Genomic DNA, 20,373 nt, shown 5'->3' with positions numbered 1-20,373 from the left:
TAATTAATTTCAATTTTCAGAATAATTAATACAAATGATGAAGTTGAAGCTTATAGCTAATGTTAAATAAGCTTAATAGCCAATGATATGATTTTTAAAGTTTGTGAGATTAATTTTGATTACTAACTTTGATTACTAGCGTATATAGGTATCTTTTAAATTAATTCGTTCTAAATTAGTTGCTGCTTTATTATCTTCTATTTAATTAGTTTTTGTGTATGAATGTGTTTATATATTCATTCTTCAGGTTTTCATTTTAATAATAATGTTTCTATGTCTAATTTAGTTATTTCTTTTTTGTGAGTGTATTTGTTTTTATAAGTTTATTGTGATGTTTAACAAATTAAGTGTAAATTAATGTTGTTTTAAGTTTTACCTTGTAGGTAATAGATTTCGTACTGAAAAATAGAAGTGTAAATAAGGGTTTGATTTGATGTTTATTTGGTTTTTTAGATAAGTGTGAGCTTGCTCGATGCTGGTTGTTATTAAATTAAGGTTAGTATTAATGTTTTTTATTAATGTTGATATCAACCTAACTATCTGTATGCATGTGTTTTTTTAACTTCATGTGTTTTTTGTGGCTGGTTGTATAAATATTCCTGCTTTATTTAGATGGATTAATGCGCTATTTCATCTAAATAAAATCAATTTAATACCCCTTAGGAGGTATGTCTTTTGTAGGTAAAAATTTGAAGTGTGACAAGTAATTAGCTTTGCTTTGGTTATGGTCACATTAATACTGTAAAGCCCTGTCGTGATTAACTTGTTGTGATATTAATTGTTTTAAATTAATTAGATTTTTTAATTTTGAAAGTTTGATTGATGTATTTGGTAAGTGAGATGAACAGATGTATTTATCAAATTATAAATAATAATAATCCCATTGAGGAATGATGATGAAATTAAGAAAAATAGCTGTCGCAGTAATGCTAACAACTGCTTTTACCGGTTACAGTGTGGCGGGCGAAGTCGATTTATATAAAAGTGAAAACTGGCAAAAAACTTTCCCAGAACAATATAAAACTTGGGCCGAAACTGAAGAAACTACACCAGCTTCAGGTGAATTAGATGATTTATTAGCAAGCAACCCTAACTTAGTCAGCGCCTGGGCAGGTTATGGTTTCGCTAAAGACTACAATCGTGCTCGTGGTCATCACTTTGCATTAACTGATATCGTTAAAACATTACGCGTTGGTCACCCAATGGTAGGCCATGACGGTAAGATGGTTGGTGAAGCAATGGCGGCAAGCTGTTGGTCTTGTAAAACACCTGATGTCGCTCGCATGTATGACGAAGTCGGCGAAGGCAAGTTTTCAGACAATGCATGGTCAACTTGGGGCCACGAGATGTCTAACACCATCGGTTGTGCTGATTGTCATGAATTAGGCAAAGAAGAGATTCGTTTAAGTCGTCCATACACCGACCGCGCTATGAAATCGATTGGTAAAGACTTCGATAAACAAGACGCCACAATGCAGGCCAGTCAGACATGTGCTCAGTGTCACGTTGAATACTACTTCGACGGAACCGATGAGAAGAAAGTTAAATACCCAATGGATTACTGGGTACCTGGTGTTAATACAGACTATAAAGAGTTTGTAGGCTACAAAGGAACTGACGGTTTATATGAAGGTTTTGCTGCTGAAGCACAACTGGCTTACTTTGATAAGCGCGGCTTTAAAGATTGGACCAATGCTGTTTCTGGTGCACCAATGATTAAAGCGCAACACCCAGAGTTTGAAAACATGCTTGATCGTACTGAGCATGCAATGGATAGCCATTTAGAGTTTGGTTGTACAACTTGTCATATGCCTAAAGCTGAAAATGAAAAGGGCGGCAAGTACTCTAATCATAAAGTGACGTTTGAAGCTGAAACATTACCATCAAGCTGCCAAAGCTGTCATGAAGCAGAAGACTTCAAAGAAATCCTTGATGAGCGTAAAGCTGAAATCAATAAGCTACGTTTTGAAGCTGACGGCACAGATCCACGTTTGACTGAAGTGCACTTTAAAGCGCAAGCAATCTGGTCAGCGAATGGTATTGAAGGTTTAGAAGCTGGTAAAGGCATTGCAGTGGCGAAAGGTAACTACGAAGCCGCATTGAAAACTAAATCAGTACTATCTGGCGAAATGAACAGCTTACTAACCAAAGTGAGAAATGCACAGTGGTTCTGGGATAGTGCAACAGCTTCACATGGTATCCATGCTCATAACCCTGCAGAAGCCATCCGTTTGTTAGAGAAATCTAACGATATTTTAGATGCTGCAATTACTGAAGCTGATGCATTACTGAAAAAGTACGCACCAGAATACAAGTACGATGCAACTAAATACGACACTAAAGCGAAAGTTCAGCCTCTTGTTGGTTTAGACCTTGAAGCAATGAAAGCGTCAAAAGAGCTATTCATTGAAAAGCGTGTAGAAAAAGAATGGCCAGTAGAGCTTAAGTAATTCATTTACTGACGCTTTAATGAATCAGTGCGATTTGAATAAATAGACTCTCCACTATCACCGTTCAAATCTGTCACTGTGGCAGCAAAATGCCAGTCGATGTTTATCGACTGGCATTTTTTATAAGTAAAACCTTATTGGAGAGTGTTTATTATTCGCAATGTGCATCATACGCAATGTATACCATACGCAATGTGCATAAAGATTCGCTTAGTCATTGAAGTCGTTAATAGCGCTATCATCAGTGGGCTAAATCAGTAAAATAGACTTACCTCTTATCAATGCGATATCTCATTTTGAAGGTTCAACACATTACCATTGCTTTACCGTCACTTATTCACCGAATAGGACGGGACAGTGTTAATCAAGCGAAAGTCATTTGCGCTCAATATCAATGTGAACTTAAACGAGTAAGGCGCTCCAGAAACTGGACGCTTGTAGGCGATGCTATCAATGTGCAAACCATAGGATTGTCGCTTAAAACCAATGATTCAATTACTTTTGCTTATCTGATTAAGAAAATCGATATTGGTTTAATTGGCCATGAAGATAAACTTGAAACCTTAACGCAAAAATTACAACGGCTTATTACTCAAACGCCTAATATTACCCTAGCAGAATTGATGCAATTAACCGATTGTACTGAAGTTGAAGCCCGCACCGCGCGATTTGAGACTGATATTTGGTAGATATGATGATTAAGCAGATTATTAAGTGTGGCTATATATGTACCCATATGGACTTTTGTTTTAATATCAATCGCTTATTCGAGTTTTTGCTCCCATCTTTTATTCCCAATAACGCCTGTTGTTAACCCATCTGTCACTGGTTGTTTATTACGTTTATTGAATGGCATCAATTAGGCTATTTATCATCAAAGCTAAGCCTTATTCTCATTCCTTTGTGTGTCGACAATGTCTTTAGCATCATCATTATTCCCAGGTATATCGTGCATCTCTAATTAAAATCACAATAGATTTGAATCAGTTGCTCAATAGCTGTCTATACTTGCTTACGAGCCATTATTTTGCTTGGTTTTGTATTTTGAACTTAGGTATTTTGGACTTAGGTAATTTGCTTCTCTTAGGCTCATTTCTTTATTTGAAAATGAATGTTAACGATATTTACTCATCAGGTAACTTTAGGAGAGTTAGGTATGAAACAGTGGGAATTATCCCGACGGGACTTCATGAAAAAGTGCGTTATCGGTGGGGTAACTGTTTATAGTGCACCGATGTTATTGCAACAGCAAAGTGCAATGGCTAAAGGTGTTGCTTCTTCACTGGCTGAAACTTGGTATCAAGATGGCAAGCCTGCATTTCGATTTGATGCGATAGAAAAAATCACTGGCGAGAAAATTTACGGCCGTGATTATCGCGCAAAAGATATCCCGTCTTGGCCAGACACTCAGCATCATGCTTTTATTGTGCGAGCTCACATTGCCGATAAAGTGTATCAAGGCCTCGACCTCAGTGTTATTCCTAAAGATCTGATGCCTTACAAAATTATTACAGCTGAAGATTTAGAGAGTAATGCGCTAAAGTTACCGCCTTTTTACGGTGATAATATGCTGCTTAAAAAAGGCAGCGCGCCTGATTATTTAGGCCATGAAGTGGCCATTTTATTATTTAATGATTTTGCTCAGTTTTTAAAAGCCAAAATGATGTTGCAATTTCATGAGCATTTTGTGCAATACGGCCCTGAAACCGTGCCTTATAATGCTGCCTCAAAACAACCTTATGCTGGCTGGCGGATTGTCCGTGAAGAGTCAACTAAAGGCTCCCAAGATGATGATATCTACAGTACATATCATTCGGGGCAATTTTTCCCTAAATATGAGGGGCAAAAATTGCTTTGGCCTAACCCAGTAAAAGGCAGTGATGATATTGGCGAGCGAGGGATGTATCTTGCGCAGACTCTTCGTCAAGAGATGACATCTAACGATGATTGGTTTGTATTAAATAAACAATACAAAACGCAATCGATTGAACCTATGATGTTAGAGCCAGAAGCCTACAACGGCTTTTTCGATAAAAAAAGCCAAACTTTACACGTGGTAATAACGACACAGTCCCCCCAAGATTTTTATCTTCAAGCTGGCAAGGTACTCAGTGAAAGCCCATTAACCCAATCGATTAAAAATCTTGTGGTTCATTCTCCTTATATTGGAGGCGGATTTGGCGGTAAAGACCATACTATTTTTCCGTATTACGGCATGATTGCATCGATTTTTGCAGATGCTCCGGTAAGACTGGCAAATAATCGATTTGAGCAATTTCAGTCAGGACTTAAGCGCCACCCGTTCCATTTTACTAATCAGTTAGCATTTGATAAGTCGAGCCTTAAACTCAAAGGTTTAGTGGCAGATATGAACTTAGATGGTGGTGGTAGAGAGAATTTTTCCTCATCAGTTGCCATGGTGGGAGCGAGTGCTATTCAAGGCATTTATTACATTCCCAGAAATGATATTGTGGCGACCTGTTTACCATCATATTTGCCGACGGCTGGTTCAATGCGAGGTTACGGTTCTTTGCAATCAATGGCATCTATAGAAATGATGTTTAACGAAGCAGCAGATGAAATGAAAGTGGATCCTTTCAAACTTCGCCGCGTCAACGCCATGGTTAATGGTGACAAAAATACCCAAGGCTCAGTGCCTCTTGAAAATATTCGCTACCAAGAAATGCTCGATTTGGCTGAAAAACATGAAATGTGGCAAAACAGGCAAGCCAATAAAACCAAGTTTGACCAAGCCAATCCAGATAAATCAATGGGCGTTGGTTTTGGTTTTGTCAGTAAAGATTACGGCACTGGCTCTAATGCTCCGTCCTCCTATGTTGGTGTAACGCCAGATGGAAAAGTGGTGGTTAAAGTGTTCTCTGTTGAAATGGGTACAGGTACTGATACTTCTCAGGCCAGCTTAATTTCAGAATACTTGGGCTCAGCAGCAGATAACCTTGATATTGCACAAATAGAAGTGTTTGATGCATTGGAGATTTTTGATGATGCTAGCCCGTATATAATGAGCCAAGAACATCAAGACAAAATGGCAAAAAATCCACGTTGGACCCCTATGGTCGTATCAGCATCATCAGCAAGCCAATCAGCTTTTTTTCAAAGTCATTCGACTAAATATGCAGCCAAAATTTTATTTGAAGAGTCATTGTTTATGGCCGCAAAAACGATATGGGAAAAGCAAGGATCTAGCGGTATCACCATTACCGATGTGAGCTGGCAAGGTGGCCAATTGCATGCTAAAGATGCTGAGCCTTTATCACTGTCTATCATATGTAAGAAAGCGCACGCCGAAGGCATGATAACGGGTGTCATGACCCATGGTTTTAATCGTTGGCAATGGGCAACAGCAAAATTTGAACTTAATCAGCAGCAAAAAGAATACCCACTAGATGCCATCGCATTGGAATACGGCATCGGCGCCAATGACGCAGTAAAAGCTAAGCAAAATAAACAGGGCTTTGTGGTGCAAGAAAGACAAGCTGTCAATTATCCAAAAGTAAAGCTCAATAGCGCGATGGTACGTTATTACACTCCTTGTTTAACTATGGTAGAACTTGCTGTTCACAAGGTCTCTGGCGAAGTTGAAATTCTTAGAACGCACACATGGATAGAACCTGGAAAAGTGCATGTACGGGAATTAGTTGAAGGACAAATTGAAGGTGGGCTTACCATGGGGATAGGCCATGTACTTCATGAAGCATTACCACAAGATAATACTGGCGCGGGTAATGGGGAGTGGAACATTGACCGTTATAAAGTCCCGTTTGCCAAAGACAATGGTGTGTGGACTCTTGACTACACGCTCCTACCGACTATTGATGGAAGTGATGAATCAAAAGGCTTAGCTGAAGTGGTGATGATCCCAATTGTTCCCGCGGTTGTTGAGGCGATTTATCAAGCCACTGAAAAACGTTTCTACCATTTACCTATTACAGCTAAAGATATTTCGGAGGCCAATGCATGAGCACGCTAAACTTAACCATCAATGGTAAGCAATATGGCCCACTTGAGATAGACCCAGGCATGCCAATGGTCAACTTTTTACATGAGTACCTTAACCTTACTGGGACTAAATTTGGCTGTGGCGAAGGTATTTGTCATGCTTGTGTGGTGATTGTAGATAATGATGATGGCACCTCAAGCACTAGGCGGACTTGTATTGCAAATGTCATGCTTTTTAATAACCTGAATATTAGAACCATTGAAGGCCATGCAACCAAAAATAACGTGGGTGAAATTATCGCCCTGCATCCTGTGCAAGATGCTTTTATCAAAAACTTTGCGTTTCAATGTGGTTGGTGCGCCCCTGGTTTTACTAATGAAACAGTGGCATTGATTGAAAAACTGAAACAAAAACCCATCGCGAAAGACCAAGTAGAGCGGGTGATTGAAGATACCTTAGGAGAGCATGTCTGTCGTTGTACTGGATATGTGCGTTACTTTAAAGCAGCTAAAAACCTGATTTTGGCGACCAAAGGCTTAACTATTTAACGATAATAAATGGTTACGTAATCTATAGCGCATTCCTTGTAATGGGAATGCGCTTTTATTTAAAGCAATAATAGAAACGTTCAAGGTAGTTAACGTCCAGGATAAATTCATTTTTAAAGGCTAAGGATGTTCAATTGGTCGAGCATGTCGATAAACTAATACGGTTAATTACTGAACCTCCCAATATCACTTTATCAGTACTTATTCAGTTAACTCAGTGCATTGAAGCTGAAGCAAGAACTGCAAGATTTGATGCAGATACTTGGTGAAGGCAGAATCAGATTTAATTGGCTGCCCGCTTAGAGTAACAGAGGGAGCTTAACTAACTTCCATAAAACACGTGTTTTGCATCACATTCTGCTTATTAAATAATGCCCCGACCTAGACTTTATCATTATCTATAGCTATCTATGTGGGATTAGCTCTATCTAAAAAACTGCATACTCTGTATACTGCCGCGCTGCTTTTAAAGCTCATTTATTCGACTATTTACCCCGAGGATTGCCGTTATCATTAGTACAAACAACATCACCATGCAGTTTGGCGCTGAGCCATTGTTTGAAAACATTTCTGCTAAATTTGGCCACGGCAACCGCTACGGTCTGATCGGCGCAAATGGTTGTGGTAAATCCACCTTCATGAAAATCCTCAGTGGTGCGTTAGCACCAAGCTCTGGCAATGTCTCAATTACACCGGGCTTAAAAGTCGGTACCTTGAGCCAAGACCAGTTTGCTTTTGAGCAATACAGTGTGGTTGATACTGTGATCATGGGCGATGCAAAACTGTGGGAAGTGAAGCAAGAGCGTGATCGTATTTACTCTCTGCCAGAAATGAGCGAAGAAGACGGCATGAAAGTGGCCGATCTTGAAAGTGAGTTTGCTGAAATGGATGGCTACAGTGCGGAATCTCGTGCTGGTGAAATTCTCTTAGAAGCGGGTATTGAAGAAAGCTTTCATTTTGGCTTGATGCAACAAGTGGCACCAGGCTGGAAACTCAGGGTGTTACTGGCGCAAGCATTATTCTCAAACCCAGATATTTTGCTACTTGATGAACCAACCAACAACTTGGATATTCATACCATTTCTTGGTTAGCAGGCGAGCTTAACAAGCGTAAGTGCACCATGATTATCATTTCACATGATAGACATTTCTTGAATTCAGTTTGTACTCATATGGCTGATATCGATTATGGTGAGCTGCGTGTTTATCCGGGTAACTACGAATACTTCCTTGAAGCGTCTGGCCTTATTCAAGAGCAGCTATTAGCAGGCAATGCTAAAAAGAGTGCTGAAATGGCAGAGCTGCAAGACTTTGTTAACCGTTTTGGTGCCAATGCATCTAAAGCGAAACAAGCAAGCTCACGTGCTAAAAAACTAGATAAAATCAGTTTAGATGAAGTGAAATCGTCTAGCCGTATGACGCCATCGCTACGCTTTGATGAAAGTAAAAAAATGCATCGCCAAGCATTAGTGATTGAAGAATTAGGCCATGGCTTTGATGGCGAACCGTTATTTGCTGGTGGCGATTTAATTTTAGAAGCGGGCGCTAAGCTTGCGGTTATCGGTGAAAACGGTGTGGGTAAAACCACATTGCTGCGTTGTTTAGTCAATGAGCTAGCGAACAATCACGGCACGATTAAGTGGTCTGAAAACGCTGCAATTGGTTATTGCCCGCAAGACAGCAGCAAAGACTTTGATAATGATTTATCGCTATTTGATTGGATGTCGCAGTGGCGTACCCCTAAACATAACGACCTTATGGTACGTGGTATGTTAGGTCGTTTGTTATTTACTGAAGATGACGCCAACAAGAAAGCAAAAAATTGTTCAGGTGGTGAGAAAAACCGTCTGTTATACGGCAAGTTAATGATGCAAGACATCAACGTGTTAGTCATGGATGAACCGACTAACCACATGGACATGGAAGCCATTGAAGCGTTGAACAATGCACTTAAGTTGTTTGAAGGTACGTTAATATTCGTCAGTCATGACCGTGAGTTTGTATCATCATTGGCGACGCACATTATTGATGTAAGAGATCAACAACTCGTCAGCTTCCACGGCAGTTTTGATGAATACCTAGCTAGCCAAGCTGAAGCCGCTGCACTCGCAGGTAAATAAGCACAGCAATTTAGATTTTTCCGCTGATAATAAAATGCCGCTAACTTAATGGTTAGCGGCATTTTTTATGTCAGCTTGTTCTAGACAATTTAATTTTGATAATCAGTGGCCAATACTATTGAGGTGTTGGATTAACATCATTCGGATCTCTGTTGGGGTTTCACTATGCCAAAATCCGCCGACATACGCCCAAAGTGGGATCATAAATAACAGCATTAAGACTAGGACTGTTAAGCCTCTATATGACATTACCATTCCCCATCGAGTACTAAAATGTAGCGCCTCTTTTTTAGGACAAGCTGAGATACAGTTCATGCAGGCTTGGCACTCATCACTGCGAATGGTGGTTTGGGTATGCACGATAATATTAGCGGGACATGCGCGGGTGCACTTGTCACATTTCATGCCTTTACCTTCAATAAGGCATTGCTCAGTTGTGCGGCGAATTTTAAATGGGCTTAAAAAACTAACTAGTCCAAGCAGTGCGCCATAAGGACAGATATAACGACAGAACCCCTGTCGCTTCCATGCCGCTATTGCCAGAATTAAACTAAAACACATTAAGCTTATTGCAGTGGGACTTAAGAAAAACAGCGCCATCTTAAGGTCGGCAACCTTGTGATAATAACCATCTAAGTAATGTGGAATGCTGGCTAGTGGCATAGTGAACACTAACAAAACCAGTGCTGCCAATAGCAAGTACTTTATCATGCGTAGTATCCAGTCTAACCAAGCGGGTGGTGCAAGCTCCTGTTTGATAAAGCGCTTTCTTAAGCTATATAAGTAATCGCCCGCTAACCCAAGCGGGCAGGCCCAGCCACAAAATGCACGTTTGCATAATAACCCTGTCAGTAACACCACAACTAGCATGACTGCAGCTGCTGGATGATTTTGATCCCACAGCCCTAGACCTAAAATGGCTTTAAGTTCAATACCGCCAGCAATAGGCAAAAAGGCATCACCAATATCAGGGCGTACTAACCAAGGGGTTATTTCAGCCTTTAACAATGCGGCATTGATGGCAAATTGAATCCCAACAAGCATCATCGACAGGGCGAGGGCATGCCTGATCATTTCTTTTAATTGATTGGCTTTATTGCCTTTAACGCGTTGACCGTTAACGACACCGCCTTGGGCAAGCGCTGGCTGAAACTTATTGAATAATGGTAGTAAGAGTAAAGATAAACCTAGGCCGACAAATAGTGGCCAATGCAAGCTGATAACTAGAGCTGCCATTAACAGTGCGCCACACAAAGCTGCGCCCCATTTTTGTTTACTCCAATACAGTAAACTTATGCTGTATACCAAGGCTAATACCAAGGTGATTGATTCGATCGTGCTCATATGCTGATTTCTAAAAAGTGTGAATACTAATGAGAGTGCAGAGCGTTGGTGCTAGTTCGTTGGTTTGGTTAAGGATGTGAATCAGCTCGAAAAAATAACCAATAAGTATGCAAAGTAATTGAGTTATATCACTAACCTTGGATTAACAATTGAAACAGTCTGGTATTTTGATTTTTATCTGTTAGGAATTCTTTTTAGAGTTGTTTATTTGAAACCTTTAATAACAAGCTTGAATGGATGCGTTAATAAGGGCATTGCTTATTAACGCATCAGAGGGCCTCGCTATATTATTAATAGCTAAAGCTAGTTAAAACTCTTCATTTGCCTCAACAATGCGCTGTAATCTTTCTTGCTCTTCCTCTTTAGCTGCATTGATTTCTTCAAGCACTGAATCCACATCAGCTACATGTTCACTTTCAGTAAATTCGCCTGTGAGTACCGACTCTGGCGTAAGTTCACCGGCTTCAAAAAGTGCCCACATCTCTTTTGCGTATTGGGTGTTAGCAAGCTCAGGTGCAAACTGGCTGTAATACTGAGTCATGTTGTTCACATCTCGGGCGAACATCCATACAGCGTTGTTGTTTGCAGCGGCATCGACAGCCTGAGGTAAGTCGATAATCACAGGGCCTTTGTCATCAACTAATACATTAAATTCAGACAGATCTCCGTGGATCAACCCCGCACACAGCATCAGTTTGGCATACTCGATCATACTGGCATGATCGCGTACAGCGTCTTCATGAGAAAACACCACATCGTTTAATCTAGGAGCCACAAAACCGTCAGTGTCGGTCACCAACTCCATTAGCAACACGCCTGAAAAACAGCCGTAGGGTTCAGGTACACGAACGCCTGCTGCGGCAAGCTTATATAGGGCATCCACTTCGGCATTTTGCCAAGCTTCTTCTTGCTGGTCACGGCCGAATTTAGAGCCTTTTTCCATGGCTCTGGCACGGCGACTATTGCGGACCTTTCTTCCCTCTTGGTATTGAACAGCTTGTTTAAAGCTGCGCTTATCAACATCTTTGTAGACTTTTGCGCAGCGAATATCATCGCCGCAGCGCACTACATATACACTGGCTTCCTTGCCGCTCATTAATTGGCGCAGGACGTCGTCGACTAAGCCTTCTTCAACCAGAGGTTGGATTCGTTTGGGGATTTTCATTGCGCCGTTATACCGTAAATAGCGAGTAGATGGAATGCTCAATCAGTAGAATAGCCTTAAAAGGCTAACTTTGGTTGAGATGAGGCTTTTTAGGATAAACATAGGTTGATGATAGCTATGCTAGGTAGTTGCTTGCTATCATTGCTATCTTACTCAATGCTTATTAGCATTATTTAAATCGAACGATTGATAGCAAATTGGCAGTTAATAGGATCTTTCATGATTGAATTACAGCAAAATAACCCACTACATGGTTTAAAGTCAGAAACTATGGTGTCAGAGCTAGTGGACTTTTATGATTGGAAGATTTTGTACGCAGCGCTGCGTTTAGAGTGTTTTAACAATAATCCTAGCATGGAGTCATGCCTTAAGTTTTTAAAGAAAACTGAATGGGCGAGGGAACGTGTTGAAAGCTTTTACTTATATCGTTTTAAAAGTATGCCTAAAGGTAGTGCGGCTCAGTTTGAATTAAAGCCTCGCGAACGTGGTTTTGCTGATGGTATTGTGCCTCGCAAACCACAAGAATTAACCGTTGAGTTGATTGCAGAAATGCGTGAAAAAGCCACTGCTGACTATGAAGAAATGAAGCGTAATAATAATGACCGCCCTAAGCAGTACGGCAAAGATAAGCCAAGAGCACAGGACGGTTATGCGCAAAACAAACCTAAAGGCAATCGCCCAGCACCATCACAAGACCCGTCTAACCCTTGGGGTAAGTAGATTGACTTTATAGATCTAGCATTATTGTATAATGCTAGATTTTTTATTAACCAAGGCTTAATTATTGGCTGCGTTTAGCTGGTGCTATAAATTAGCCACACTTCAACTCGCCTCGCACCAAGTGAATTCATGACATTAATATTTATAGTTGCGTAGTTAAATTAGTTAAATTAGTTAAATTAGTTAAATTAGTTAAATTAGTTAAATTACTTAAAGTGCTATAAGTTAACTTCAATTATTTTATTCCTAAACGTTTTGCTAATCGATGTAAATTGCCCGTGTCTAGGTTAAGTTCACGGGCAGTAGCAGACCAGTTTTGATTATTTTGCTGATAACATTGGCTTATTAGCTGTTTTTGGAATGCTTCTGTGGCTTGTTTAAAGCTGCTATTTTCTCTGGTTAGCTCTACTAAATGTTGCTCTGTTAAAGTCTGTTCAGCCCCGCTTGCTTGCTCAGGAGCAGCAGATGAAGCGTTTATGTCTGGTAGCGTCAGATGTTCAACGTTTAGTTCTAATACTTGATCTGCTCTATTGGTTTCAAAGCCACTTTGGCTTGCTTTTGCGATAACAGCAGCACGGCTGATGACATGTTCTAATTCACGGATATTACCGGGCCACGGGTAGTGCTGTATCTGTTTGATTAATGACTCGCTTAATCTAATGCTGTTTAAGTTTAGTTTCTGCCGAGTGCGTTCAGCAAAGAACCCCGCTAATAGTACAATGTCATCTTCACGTTGGCGCAGTGGTGGCACAGCAATGGGGAATACACTTAAGCGGTGATATAAATCGGCTCTAAATCTACCTGCTTTGACCTCTTCGTGCATGCTACGGTTTGTTGCAGCAACAATACGCGTATTTACAGTAATATGGCGATCATCACCCACACGCTGAATATCTCCGTACTGTAATGCTCGTAGTAATTTTGCTTGTAGTGACAATGACAGTTCGCCGATCTCATCGAGAAATAAAGTGCCACCATCTGCCTGTTCAAATTTTCCCTTGCGATGACTTATTGCGCCAGTAAATGCCCCTTTGACGTGGCCAAATAATTCACTCTCTGCCACTGATTCTGGCAGCGCTGCACAGTTTAGATAAACCAGTTGTTTAGCTGAGCGGCTAGAGCGATGATGAATTGCGCTGGCAACCAGTTCTTTACCTACACCTGTTTCGCCCATGATTAGAACGGTAAGGTCGGTGTTGGCGACAGCATTGATGTGTTCTTGTAGAGCTTTCATACCATCAGACTGGCCAATCATCTCTTGTTTGCCTCCATGATGGGAGGTTAATGGCTGATGGTCTGCACTGACTTTGTCGAGGTGGGCTTGCTGCTCCAGTTGTTCTATTAACAATGCCGTGTGTAAGCCACTTGCAGCTAGCGCACTGATAAAACGTAAGTCTTCATTTTTGTGCTTGTCAAACTGGCCAGGGTCAAAAGCATCAATAGTAATTGCCCCAATCAATCTGTCATCAATGAGTAAAGGCAATCCCATACACGAGTGTACTTGTAACTTATCATCGTGATTAGAAATAAGGCCATCATAAGGATCAGCAAGAGTGCTGTCGGCAGGAAAACGGACGATATCACCAGCACGAGCAATTGCTTCCAGTCGCGGGTGAGCGTTAATTACAAAACGCCTGCCTAGGACTTCTTGTGCAAGGCCATTAATGGCAAGTGGGGTGAATTGCTGATCTTGGTATAGCAATAGGGCAGAAGCATCGCAATTTAATACTTGGCGAATGGTGGCAAGTAAGCGATCAAATCTGTCTTGATTAGCTAATCCTGAGTTTAAGTCTTGGGTTATTTGTTGCCATTGCCCTAGTAGTGATTTCATTTGAAATGCTCATTGAATTTGTTGCTTGTATCATCAGTGTAATCTTGGGCTTGTCAAAATGACAATTTAATCTGTCTTTTTGACAACTACAATAGTTGTCATTATGACATTGAATTGTATTTTTATTAAAAGCTTTTTAGTAATAGTCGGTAATTTCAGATAGTTACATTGTTGGCACGACTAGTGCAAATACTCAATTATGAAAGGCTAGGTTATGAAAACTCAGTTATCAAAACCCAGCTAAGCAAACAAATCATTATTGAAACACTAGGTAATAAGAAATGACAATTCAAGTAAAAAACAATATTCATTGGGTCGGACAACGTGATTGGGAAATTCAGGACTTTCATGGCACTGAATATAAAATGACTCGCGGTACATCTTATAACAGTTATTTAATTCGTGAAGAAAAAACAGTGTTAATCGATACTGTTGATCACCGTTTTAGCCATCAATTTATTCAAAACCTAGAAATGGAAATCGATTTAAATAGTATCGATTACATCGTGATAAACCACGCTGAAGAAGATCATTCTGGTGCGCTATCAGCATTGATGGAAAAAATTCCTAATACGCCAATTTACTGTACTGAAGCAGCCATTGATTCGATTGTTGGCCATCACCATCATCCTGAATGGAATTTTAAAACCATTAAAACCGGTGAAACTTTGGATATCGGTAATGGTAAACAACTTATCTTTATTGAAGCGCCAATGCTGCATTGGCCTGACAGCATGATGACCTACATGACTGAGGATGCCGTACTATTCAGTAACGATGCCTTTGGTCAGCATTATTGCGATGAACACTTGTTTAACGACGAAGTGGATCAAAATGAATTAAAAGAGCAATGCTTGCGTTATTACGCCAACATTCTAACGCCTTTTAGCAGCTTGGTGACGGCTAAAATTCATGAGGTACTGAGTTTTAATGTGCCCGTGGACATGATTGCCACCTCTCACGGTATCGTATGGCGTGACAACCCTACGCAAATTATTCATCAGTACCTTGAGTGGGCGGACAATTATCAGGAAGACAAAATCACTATTTTTTACGATTCGATGTCGAATAATACCCGCATGATGGCAGATGCTATTGCCCAGGGGATCCATGATGTTGACCCTGGTGTTGCAGTGAAAGTGTTTAATGTGTCAAAGCACGATAAGAATGAAATCTTATCGCATACCTTCCGATCAAAAGGCCTGTTGGTGGGATCTTCAACTATGAATAATGTGATGATGCCAAAAATTGCTGGCATGCTCGAAGAAATCACCGGCCTTCGCTTTAAAGAGAAAAAAGCAGCAGCCTTTGGTAGTTATGGCTGGAATGGCGGTGCTGTAGATCGTATTCATACCCGCTTAACCGATGCTGGTTTTGAAACGGCATTGAGCCTTAAAACCAAATGGCGTCCAGATGGTAAAGCCATGCGTGAATGTCGTGAACATGGTCGTCAAATCGCTAAACAGTGGGCTTTACATCCACTATCATCGACTGAAACTGACAATCAATTAGATACCCAACAAAGCTCAACTGATAGTCAAGCTGAAGCGCACCCTGCTGACTGTCAGTGCATGATTTGTACTGTATGTAATTGGATTTATGACCCTGCCATCGGTGAGCCAAATCAAGGTGTTGAAGCGGGGACTCGCTGGTCTGAAGTACCTGATTACTTTCTCTGCCCTGAATGTAACTTGGGTAAAGACGTGTTTGCCGAGCATAACGCTTAAAAAAGGATCGTCAGCATTATGAGCGAGGACATCAAAATGACAGCACCCATTATTATTATTGGCAGTGGCTTTGCAGCTTATCAGTTGATTAAAAATATCCGCAGACAAGATAGCGAAATGGCTATTCAGGTTTTTACTGGCGATAGCGGTGATGAATATAACAAACCAGATATAAGTCATGTATTTACTAAACAGCAAGATGCTGATGCGTTAATACAGCTTTCTGGTGCTGCATTTGCAAAGCAATACAAGGTTAGCCTATTTGCTAATACTTGGGTTGATGACATCGATACTCAAGCACAAAGTATTTTCGTTAATGGGCAAGCGTATCCATATTCGAAACTGGTTTTCGCTACAGGCGCCAGCGCTTTTGTGCCAGCAGTGTTAGGTAATGGCGCTGGAAAAGTACTGACCTTGAATAGCCTTGCAGAATATAAACGCTCACAGGAGCTGATTAACTCTGCTAATGCTGTGTTGATTATGGGGGGAGGGCTTATCGGCATTGAGCTTGCGATGGACTTACATGCCAGTGGTAAGCAAGTGATTGTGGTTGAACCCAATGGCAGAATATTGGCCAATGTCGCCCCCGATTTTGTTGCACTTAAACTTGAGCAGGAGTTACTTAGTGGTGGCGTCCGGTTATCGCTAAATGATGCGGTTACCACTGTTCAGCTACAAGATTGTTTAGTTGACTCGCACAAACTGAATGTGGTGACTAAAGCGGGTAAACAGTTTCAGGTTGATTGCGTGATATCCGCTGCGGGGCTTAGACCTAACACCCAGCTAGCAAAGCAAGCTGGAGTAGATGTTAATCGAGGCATTATGGTTAATAGTCAGCTAATGACCTCAGATAGTCAGGTTTATGCTTTAGGTGATTGCGCCGAAATAAACGGCAAAGTCATGGCTTACTTACAGCCCATTGTACTCAGTGCTAATGTCCTTGCTAAGCAGCTTTTAGGACAAGAGTCTGAACTTAAATTACCGCCAATGATGGTGAAAGTGAAAACACCTTCATATCCGATTCAAGTGGGTGGTCAATTTAATACTGATTCTGCTTGGAAGGTCAATTTTAATCAGCAAGGTGTCAGTGCTGAAGCCTTTGATGAAAATGACAACATGACTGGATTTGTGGTCACCAATAACCATGTGCAGCAGGCGTTTTCGTTATTGAGAAAAGTATCTTAATCCTAATCAACCACTATGTAATCGACTATTGTTCAAACAACTAATACTGATTTTATGCAGGCTATAAATGGCCTGCTTATGAGGATATTTATATGAGCCATCAAGCTATTACTAACAGCCATCAACGTATTCCGAGCTCTTGGACTATCCAACGCTCAACCCCATTTTTTACTAAAGAAAACGTACCAACAGCTTTACTCAGTCACCATAATACCGCCGCAGGTGTATTTGGTCAGTTATGTGTCATGGAAGGTGTTGTGACTTACTTTGGTTTTGCTGATTCAGAAGCGACTGATCACGAAGTTAAAGTGGTTATTCCTGCTGGCAGTTTTGCAACTAGTCCATCTGAGTATTGGCACAGAATTGAGTTAAGTGATGATGCTCAATTTAATATTAACTTTTGGTCAGCTACTGATAAGTCTGGCGAGAAAATGTTTAATAGTAAATAAGCCATTTGCAATGGGCTGGTTAGTTATTTAACTCTAAATTAGCCGTTATTAAGTCTATTTTGATCTGTATCATCACGGCCTCATTCGATATTGCCAATAATGTATATCAATATTCGCTAATAAAGATGAGGCCAAAGTGACAGATTCTGCATTAATCTTGCTCTTAAAAACCAGCATCTCTATTGGAATATGTCTTATTCTAACCGGATTGTACTTGCACAATTTTAATGAAACGGTTGAAGCAATGGGCGTACAGGGCATAGTCATTAGTGCAATGTGCGTGGCTTTTGGTATGGCCTTATCTCTTCCGACGAAAATGTACCTCACTTTTATTTTGGTTAAACGAGAAACTGATAGCCTTCAGCGTTAGAGTTTTCGGATTTGTATATTTTCATTCTAATTCCTACCTTTTTGTAATTAACCCAAGACTAATTGACCAAAAACACCGATAATTCACCCTAATTCGATAGATAAGCGCGATCGTTAGCGCTGTTTTAACTATATTTTGCTAGTCAGTTGTGGGTGTATTCAATGGAAATCAAAGTTAACTTTCTCGATAACTTAAGGCTTGAAGCCAAGTTTGACGATTTTACGGTCACGGCCGATCAGCCTATTCGCTATAAAGGTGATGGCACTGCGCCAAGTCCGTTTGATTATTTCCTTGCATCATCTGCGCTGTGTGCGGCGTACTTTATCAAGGTGTATTGTAAGGCGCGTGATATTTCTACTGACAATATTCGCTTGTCGCAAAATAATATTGTCGACCCTGAAGATCGTTATAACCAGATCTTTCAAATTCAGGTTGAACTGCCTGATGATATTTCTGAAAAAGATCGCACCGGGATCTTACGCTCAATTGATCGTTGTACAGTGAAGAAAGTCGTACAAACCAGTCCTGAATTTAAAGTTGAAACCGTTGAAAACCTCGATGCAGATGCCAATGCAATGCTAATGGGTCAACCTGACGGTGATGAAAGCACCTTCATTCTAGGTAAAGATTTACCCCTAGAAGAAACCATTAAAAACATGACAGGCATGCTAGCCGACCTTGGGATGAAAATTGAAATCTCATCTTGGCGTAACATAGTGCCAAACGTGTGGTCATTACATATCCGTGATGCTGCATCGCCAATGTGTTTCACAAATGGTAAAGGCGCAACCAAAGAAAGTGCATTATGTTCAGCATTAGGTGAGTTTATTGAACGCTTAAATTGTAACTTTTTCTATAATGATCAGTTCTTTGGCAATGAGATCGCTAACAGCGAGTTTGTGCATTACCCAAATGAAAAGTGGTTTGAGCTTGAAGAAGATGATGCGCTGCCTAAAGGGATTTTGGATGAGTACACGCTAGATATCTACAACCCAGATGAAGAACTACATGGCTCGCATTTGGTTGATACTAACTCAGGTAATATTGAGCGTGGTATCTGCACGATTCCTTATACTCGTCACTCTGATGGCGAAACGGTGTATTTCCCGTCAAACTTAATTGAAAACCTATTCTTAAGTAACGGCATGAGTGCGGGTAATAACCTGCAAGAAGCCCAAGTTCAGTGTTTATCAGAAATCTTTGAACGCGCAGTTAAGCGTCAAATCATTGAGCAAGAAATAGTCCTGCCAGATGTGCCAATGTCAGTGCTTGAGAAATACCCAAGTATTCTTGCGGGTATTAAAGGCTTAGAAGAACAAGGCTTCCCAGTTGTTGTTAAAGATGCCTCACTGGGTGGTGAATTCCCAGTCATGTGTGTCACCTTAATGAACCCGAAAACTGGCGGCGTGTTTGCTTCATTCGGCGCGCATCCAAGCTTTGAAGTCGCATTAGAACGAAGCCTTACTGAGTTACTACAAGGTCGCAGTTTTGAAGGGTTAAACGATGTCCCTAAGCCTACGTTTAACAGCATGGCTGTTAGTGAACCAGAAAACTTTGTTGAGCACTTTATTGATTCAACGGGTGTTATTTCATGGCGTTTCTTTAGCAGTAATCACGACTACGAATTTTGCGAGTGGGATTTCTCTGGCACCTCAGAGGAAGAAGCTAACGGCTTGTTTGGCATTTTAGAAGCGTTAGGCAAAGAAGTTTATACCGCTGAATTTGATCAATTAGGCGCGTCAGCATGTCGTATGTTGGTACCTGATTTTTCTGAAGTGTACCCAGTAGAAGACTTAATCTGGGATAACACCAATAAAGCGTTGGATTACCGCGAAGATATTTTAAATCTGCACTCATTATCGGATGAAGAGCTGGTGGATTTAGTGAATCGTTTAGATGAAAGTCAGCAAGATAACTACACTGACATTCGCACCATGATTGGCATTGTATTTGATGAAAATACCGTGTGGGGACAGCTGACTATTATGGAGCTGAAAATCCTTATTTACCTAGCATTGGGTGCCCATGAAGAAGCCAGCGAATTGGTCGGTGACTTCTTACAGTTTAACGATAACACGGTTGAACGTGGCTTGTTCTATCAAGCGGTAAACGCCGTACTTGAAATTGAACTAGAAGAAGACCTTGAGCTTGAGCATTACCTTCATAACTTCAATCGTATGTTCGGGGAAGAAGTGATGGAAAATGTTGTCGGCAGTGTAAACGGTAGCGTGCGTTTTTATGGTTTAACTAAAACCAGCATGAACCTTGAAGGGATTGAGCCGCATTTACGTCTGATTGAAAGCTATAAAAAGCTGCATCAAGCGCGTAAGTTGGCTGCTAAGTAATCTACATTCAGCCAATGTATTAACGAAAAAAGCGAACCTCAAGGTTCGCTTTTTTATTTGCTGCATTATAAGTGGTTGAACATGTATCAGTGTTTGTAAAAATATGAAATCGGCTTTTGTCATAATACTGATGCGAGCTTTGGATTATAATAGGCCCA

The 20,373-nt window shown here is 40.7% G+C and carries 15 protein-coding genes; 12 read left to right on the top strand and 3 right to left on the bottom strand.

All coding sequences use genetic code 11. The features are described 5' to 3' along the window. Positions 1-896: 896 nt before the first annotated feature. The 6 genes from L2737_RS08550 to L2737_RS08525 all read left to right on the top strand — a co-directional run bounded on the left by L2737_RS08550 (position 897) and on the right by L2737_RS08525 (position 9,079). Complete coding sequence (locus L2737_RS08550; RefSeq protein ID WP_248955459.1) at positions 897-2,450, top strand: ammonia-forming cytochrome c nitrite reductase subunit c552; 1,554 nt, start codon at positions 897-899, stop codon at positions 2,448-2,450. A gap of 296 nt (positions 2,451-2,746) precedes the next feature. Then, positions 2,747-3,139: a ribosome recycling factor family protein gene (locus L2737_RS08545; protein ID WP_248955458.1), complete on the top strand. Its 393-nt coding sequence runs from the start codon at positions 2,747-2,749 to the stop codon at positions 3,137-3,139. Positions 3,140-3,606: 467 nt separating this feature from the next. Continuing rightward, on the top strand, positions 3,607-6,432 hold the full coding sequence (locus L2737_RS08540) for a xanthine dehydrogenase family protein molybdopterin-binding subunit (RefSeq protein ID WP_248955457.1): 2,826 nt from the start codon (positions 3,607-3,609) through the stop codon (positions 6,430-6,432). Continuing rightward, on the top strand, positions 6,429-6,959 hold the full coding sequence (locus L2737_RS08535) for a (2Fe-2S)-binding protein (RefSeq protein WP_229369116.1): 531 nt from the start codon (positions 6,429-6,431) through the stop codon (positions 6,957-6,959). Before L2737_RS08540 ends, L2737_RS08535 begins: the two co-directional genes overlap by 4 nt. Positions 6,960-7,060: 101 nt before the next feature. Beyond that, on the top strand, positions 7,061-7,228 hold the full coding sequence (locus tag L2737_RS08530; RefSeq protein ID WP_324295166.1) for a ribosome recycling factor family protein: 168 nt from the start codon (positions 7,061-7,063) through the stop codon (positions 7,226-7,228). A gap of 240 nt (positions 7,229-7,468) precedes the next feature. Then, positions 7,469-9,079: an ABC-F family ATPase gene (locus L2737_RS08525; RefSeq protein ID WP_229369193.1), complete on the top strand. Its 1,611-nt coding sequence runs from the start codon at positions 7,469-7,471 to the stop codon at positions 9,077-9,079. Between the two features lie 102 nt (positions 9,080-9,181). Here L2737_RS08525 and L2737_RS08520 read toward each other — a convergent pair whose 3' ends face one another. Together L2737_RS08520 and L2737_RS08515 are read right to left on the bottom strand one after the other, a co-directional pair. Further along, on the bottom strand, positions 9,182-10,423 hold the full coding sequence (locus L2737_RS08520) for a 4Fe-4S binding protein (protein ID WP_248955456.1): 1,242 nt from the start codon (positions 10,421-10,423) through the stop codon (positions 9,182-9,184). 307 nt (positions 10,424-10,730) lie between these two features. After that, positions 10,731-11,588 (bottom strand): PA4780 family RIO1-like protein kinase, encoded by an 858-nt coding sequence (locus tag L2737_RS08515; protein ID WP_248955661.1) that lies wholly within the window; start codon positions 11,586-11,588, stop codon positions 10,731-10,733. Between the two features lie 219 nt (positions 11,589-11,807). On the opposite strand from L2737_RS08515, the gene L2737_RS08510 reads away from it, so the two are divergent. Then, positions 11,808-12,308, top strand: coding sequence for a VF530 family protein (locus L2737_RS08510; RefSeq protein WP_229369114.1), 501 nt, complete (start codon positions 11,808-11,810; stop codon positions 12,306-12,308). Positions 12,309-12,543: 235 nt separating this feature from the next. On the opposite strand, the gene norR is transcribed toward L2737_RS08510, so the two are convergent. Continuing rightward, the gene (gene norR, locus L2737_RS08505; RefSeq protein ID WP_248955455.1) at positions 12,544-14,139 is read right to left on the bottom strand and encodes a nitric oxide reductase transcriptional regulator NorR; all 1,596 of its coding nucleotides are present in this window, start codon (positions 14,137-14,139) and stop codon (positions 12,544-12,546) included. A gap of 281 nt (positions 14,140-14,420) precedes the next feature. Between norR and norV the strand changes: the two genes are divergently transcribed. The 5 genes from norV (at position 14,421) to L2737_RS08480 (ending at position 20,215) form a co-directional block, all read left to right on the top strand. Beyond that, positions 14,421-15,866 (top strand): anaerobic nitric oxide reductase flavorubredoxin, encoded by a 1,446-nt coding sequence (gene norV, locus L2737_RS08500; RefSeq protein WP_248955454.1) that lies wholly within the window; start codon positions 14,421-14,423, stop codon positions 15,864-15,866. Positions 15,867-15,902: 36 nt separating this feature from the next. Next, complete coding sequence (gene norW, locus L2737_RS08495; protein WP_248955453.1) at positions 15,903-17,051, top strand: NADH:flavorubredoxin reductase NorW; 1,149 nt, start codon at positions 15,903-15,905, stop codon at positions 17,049-17,051. Between the two features lie 92 nt (positions 17,052-17,143). Then, a complete protein-coding gene (locus tag L2737_RS08490; protein WP_248955452.1) occupies positions 17,144-17,500 on the top strand; it encodes a TehB family protein in 357 nt (118 codons plus the stop codon). A 136-nt stretch (positions 17,501-17,636) separates the two neighbouring features. Continuing rightward, positions 17,637-17,870, top strand: a complete 234-nt coding sequence (locus L2737_RS08485) for a hypothetical protein (protein WP_248955451.1) — start codon at positions 17,637-17,639, stop codon at positions 17,868-17,870. 161 nt (positions 17,871-18,031) lie between these two features. Continuing rightward, a complete protein-coding gene (locus L2737_RS08480; RefSeq protein WP_248955450.1) occupies positions 18,032-20,215 on the top strand; it encodes an OsmC domain/YcaO domain-containing protein in 2,184 nt (727 codons plus the stop codon). The last annotated feature ends 158 nt before the right edge of the window (positions 20,216-20,373 follow it).

The organism is Shewanella electrodiphila (genome assembly GCF_023283985.1).
Lineage (GTDB): Bacteria > Pseudomonadota > Gammaproteobacteria > Enterobacterales > Shewanellaceae > Shewanella > Shewanella electrodiphila.
Note: the sequence above shows the minus strand (reverse complement) of the source record. Positions and strands in the feature narration are given on the sequence as shown.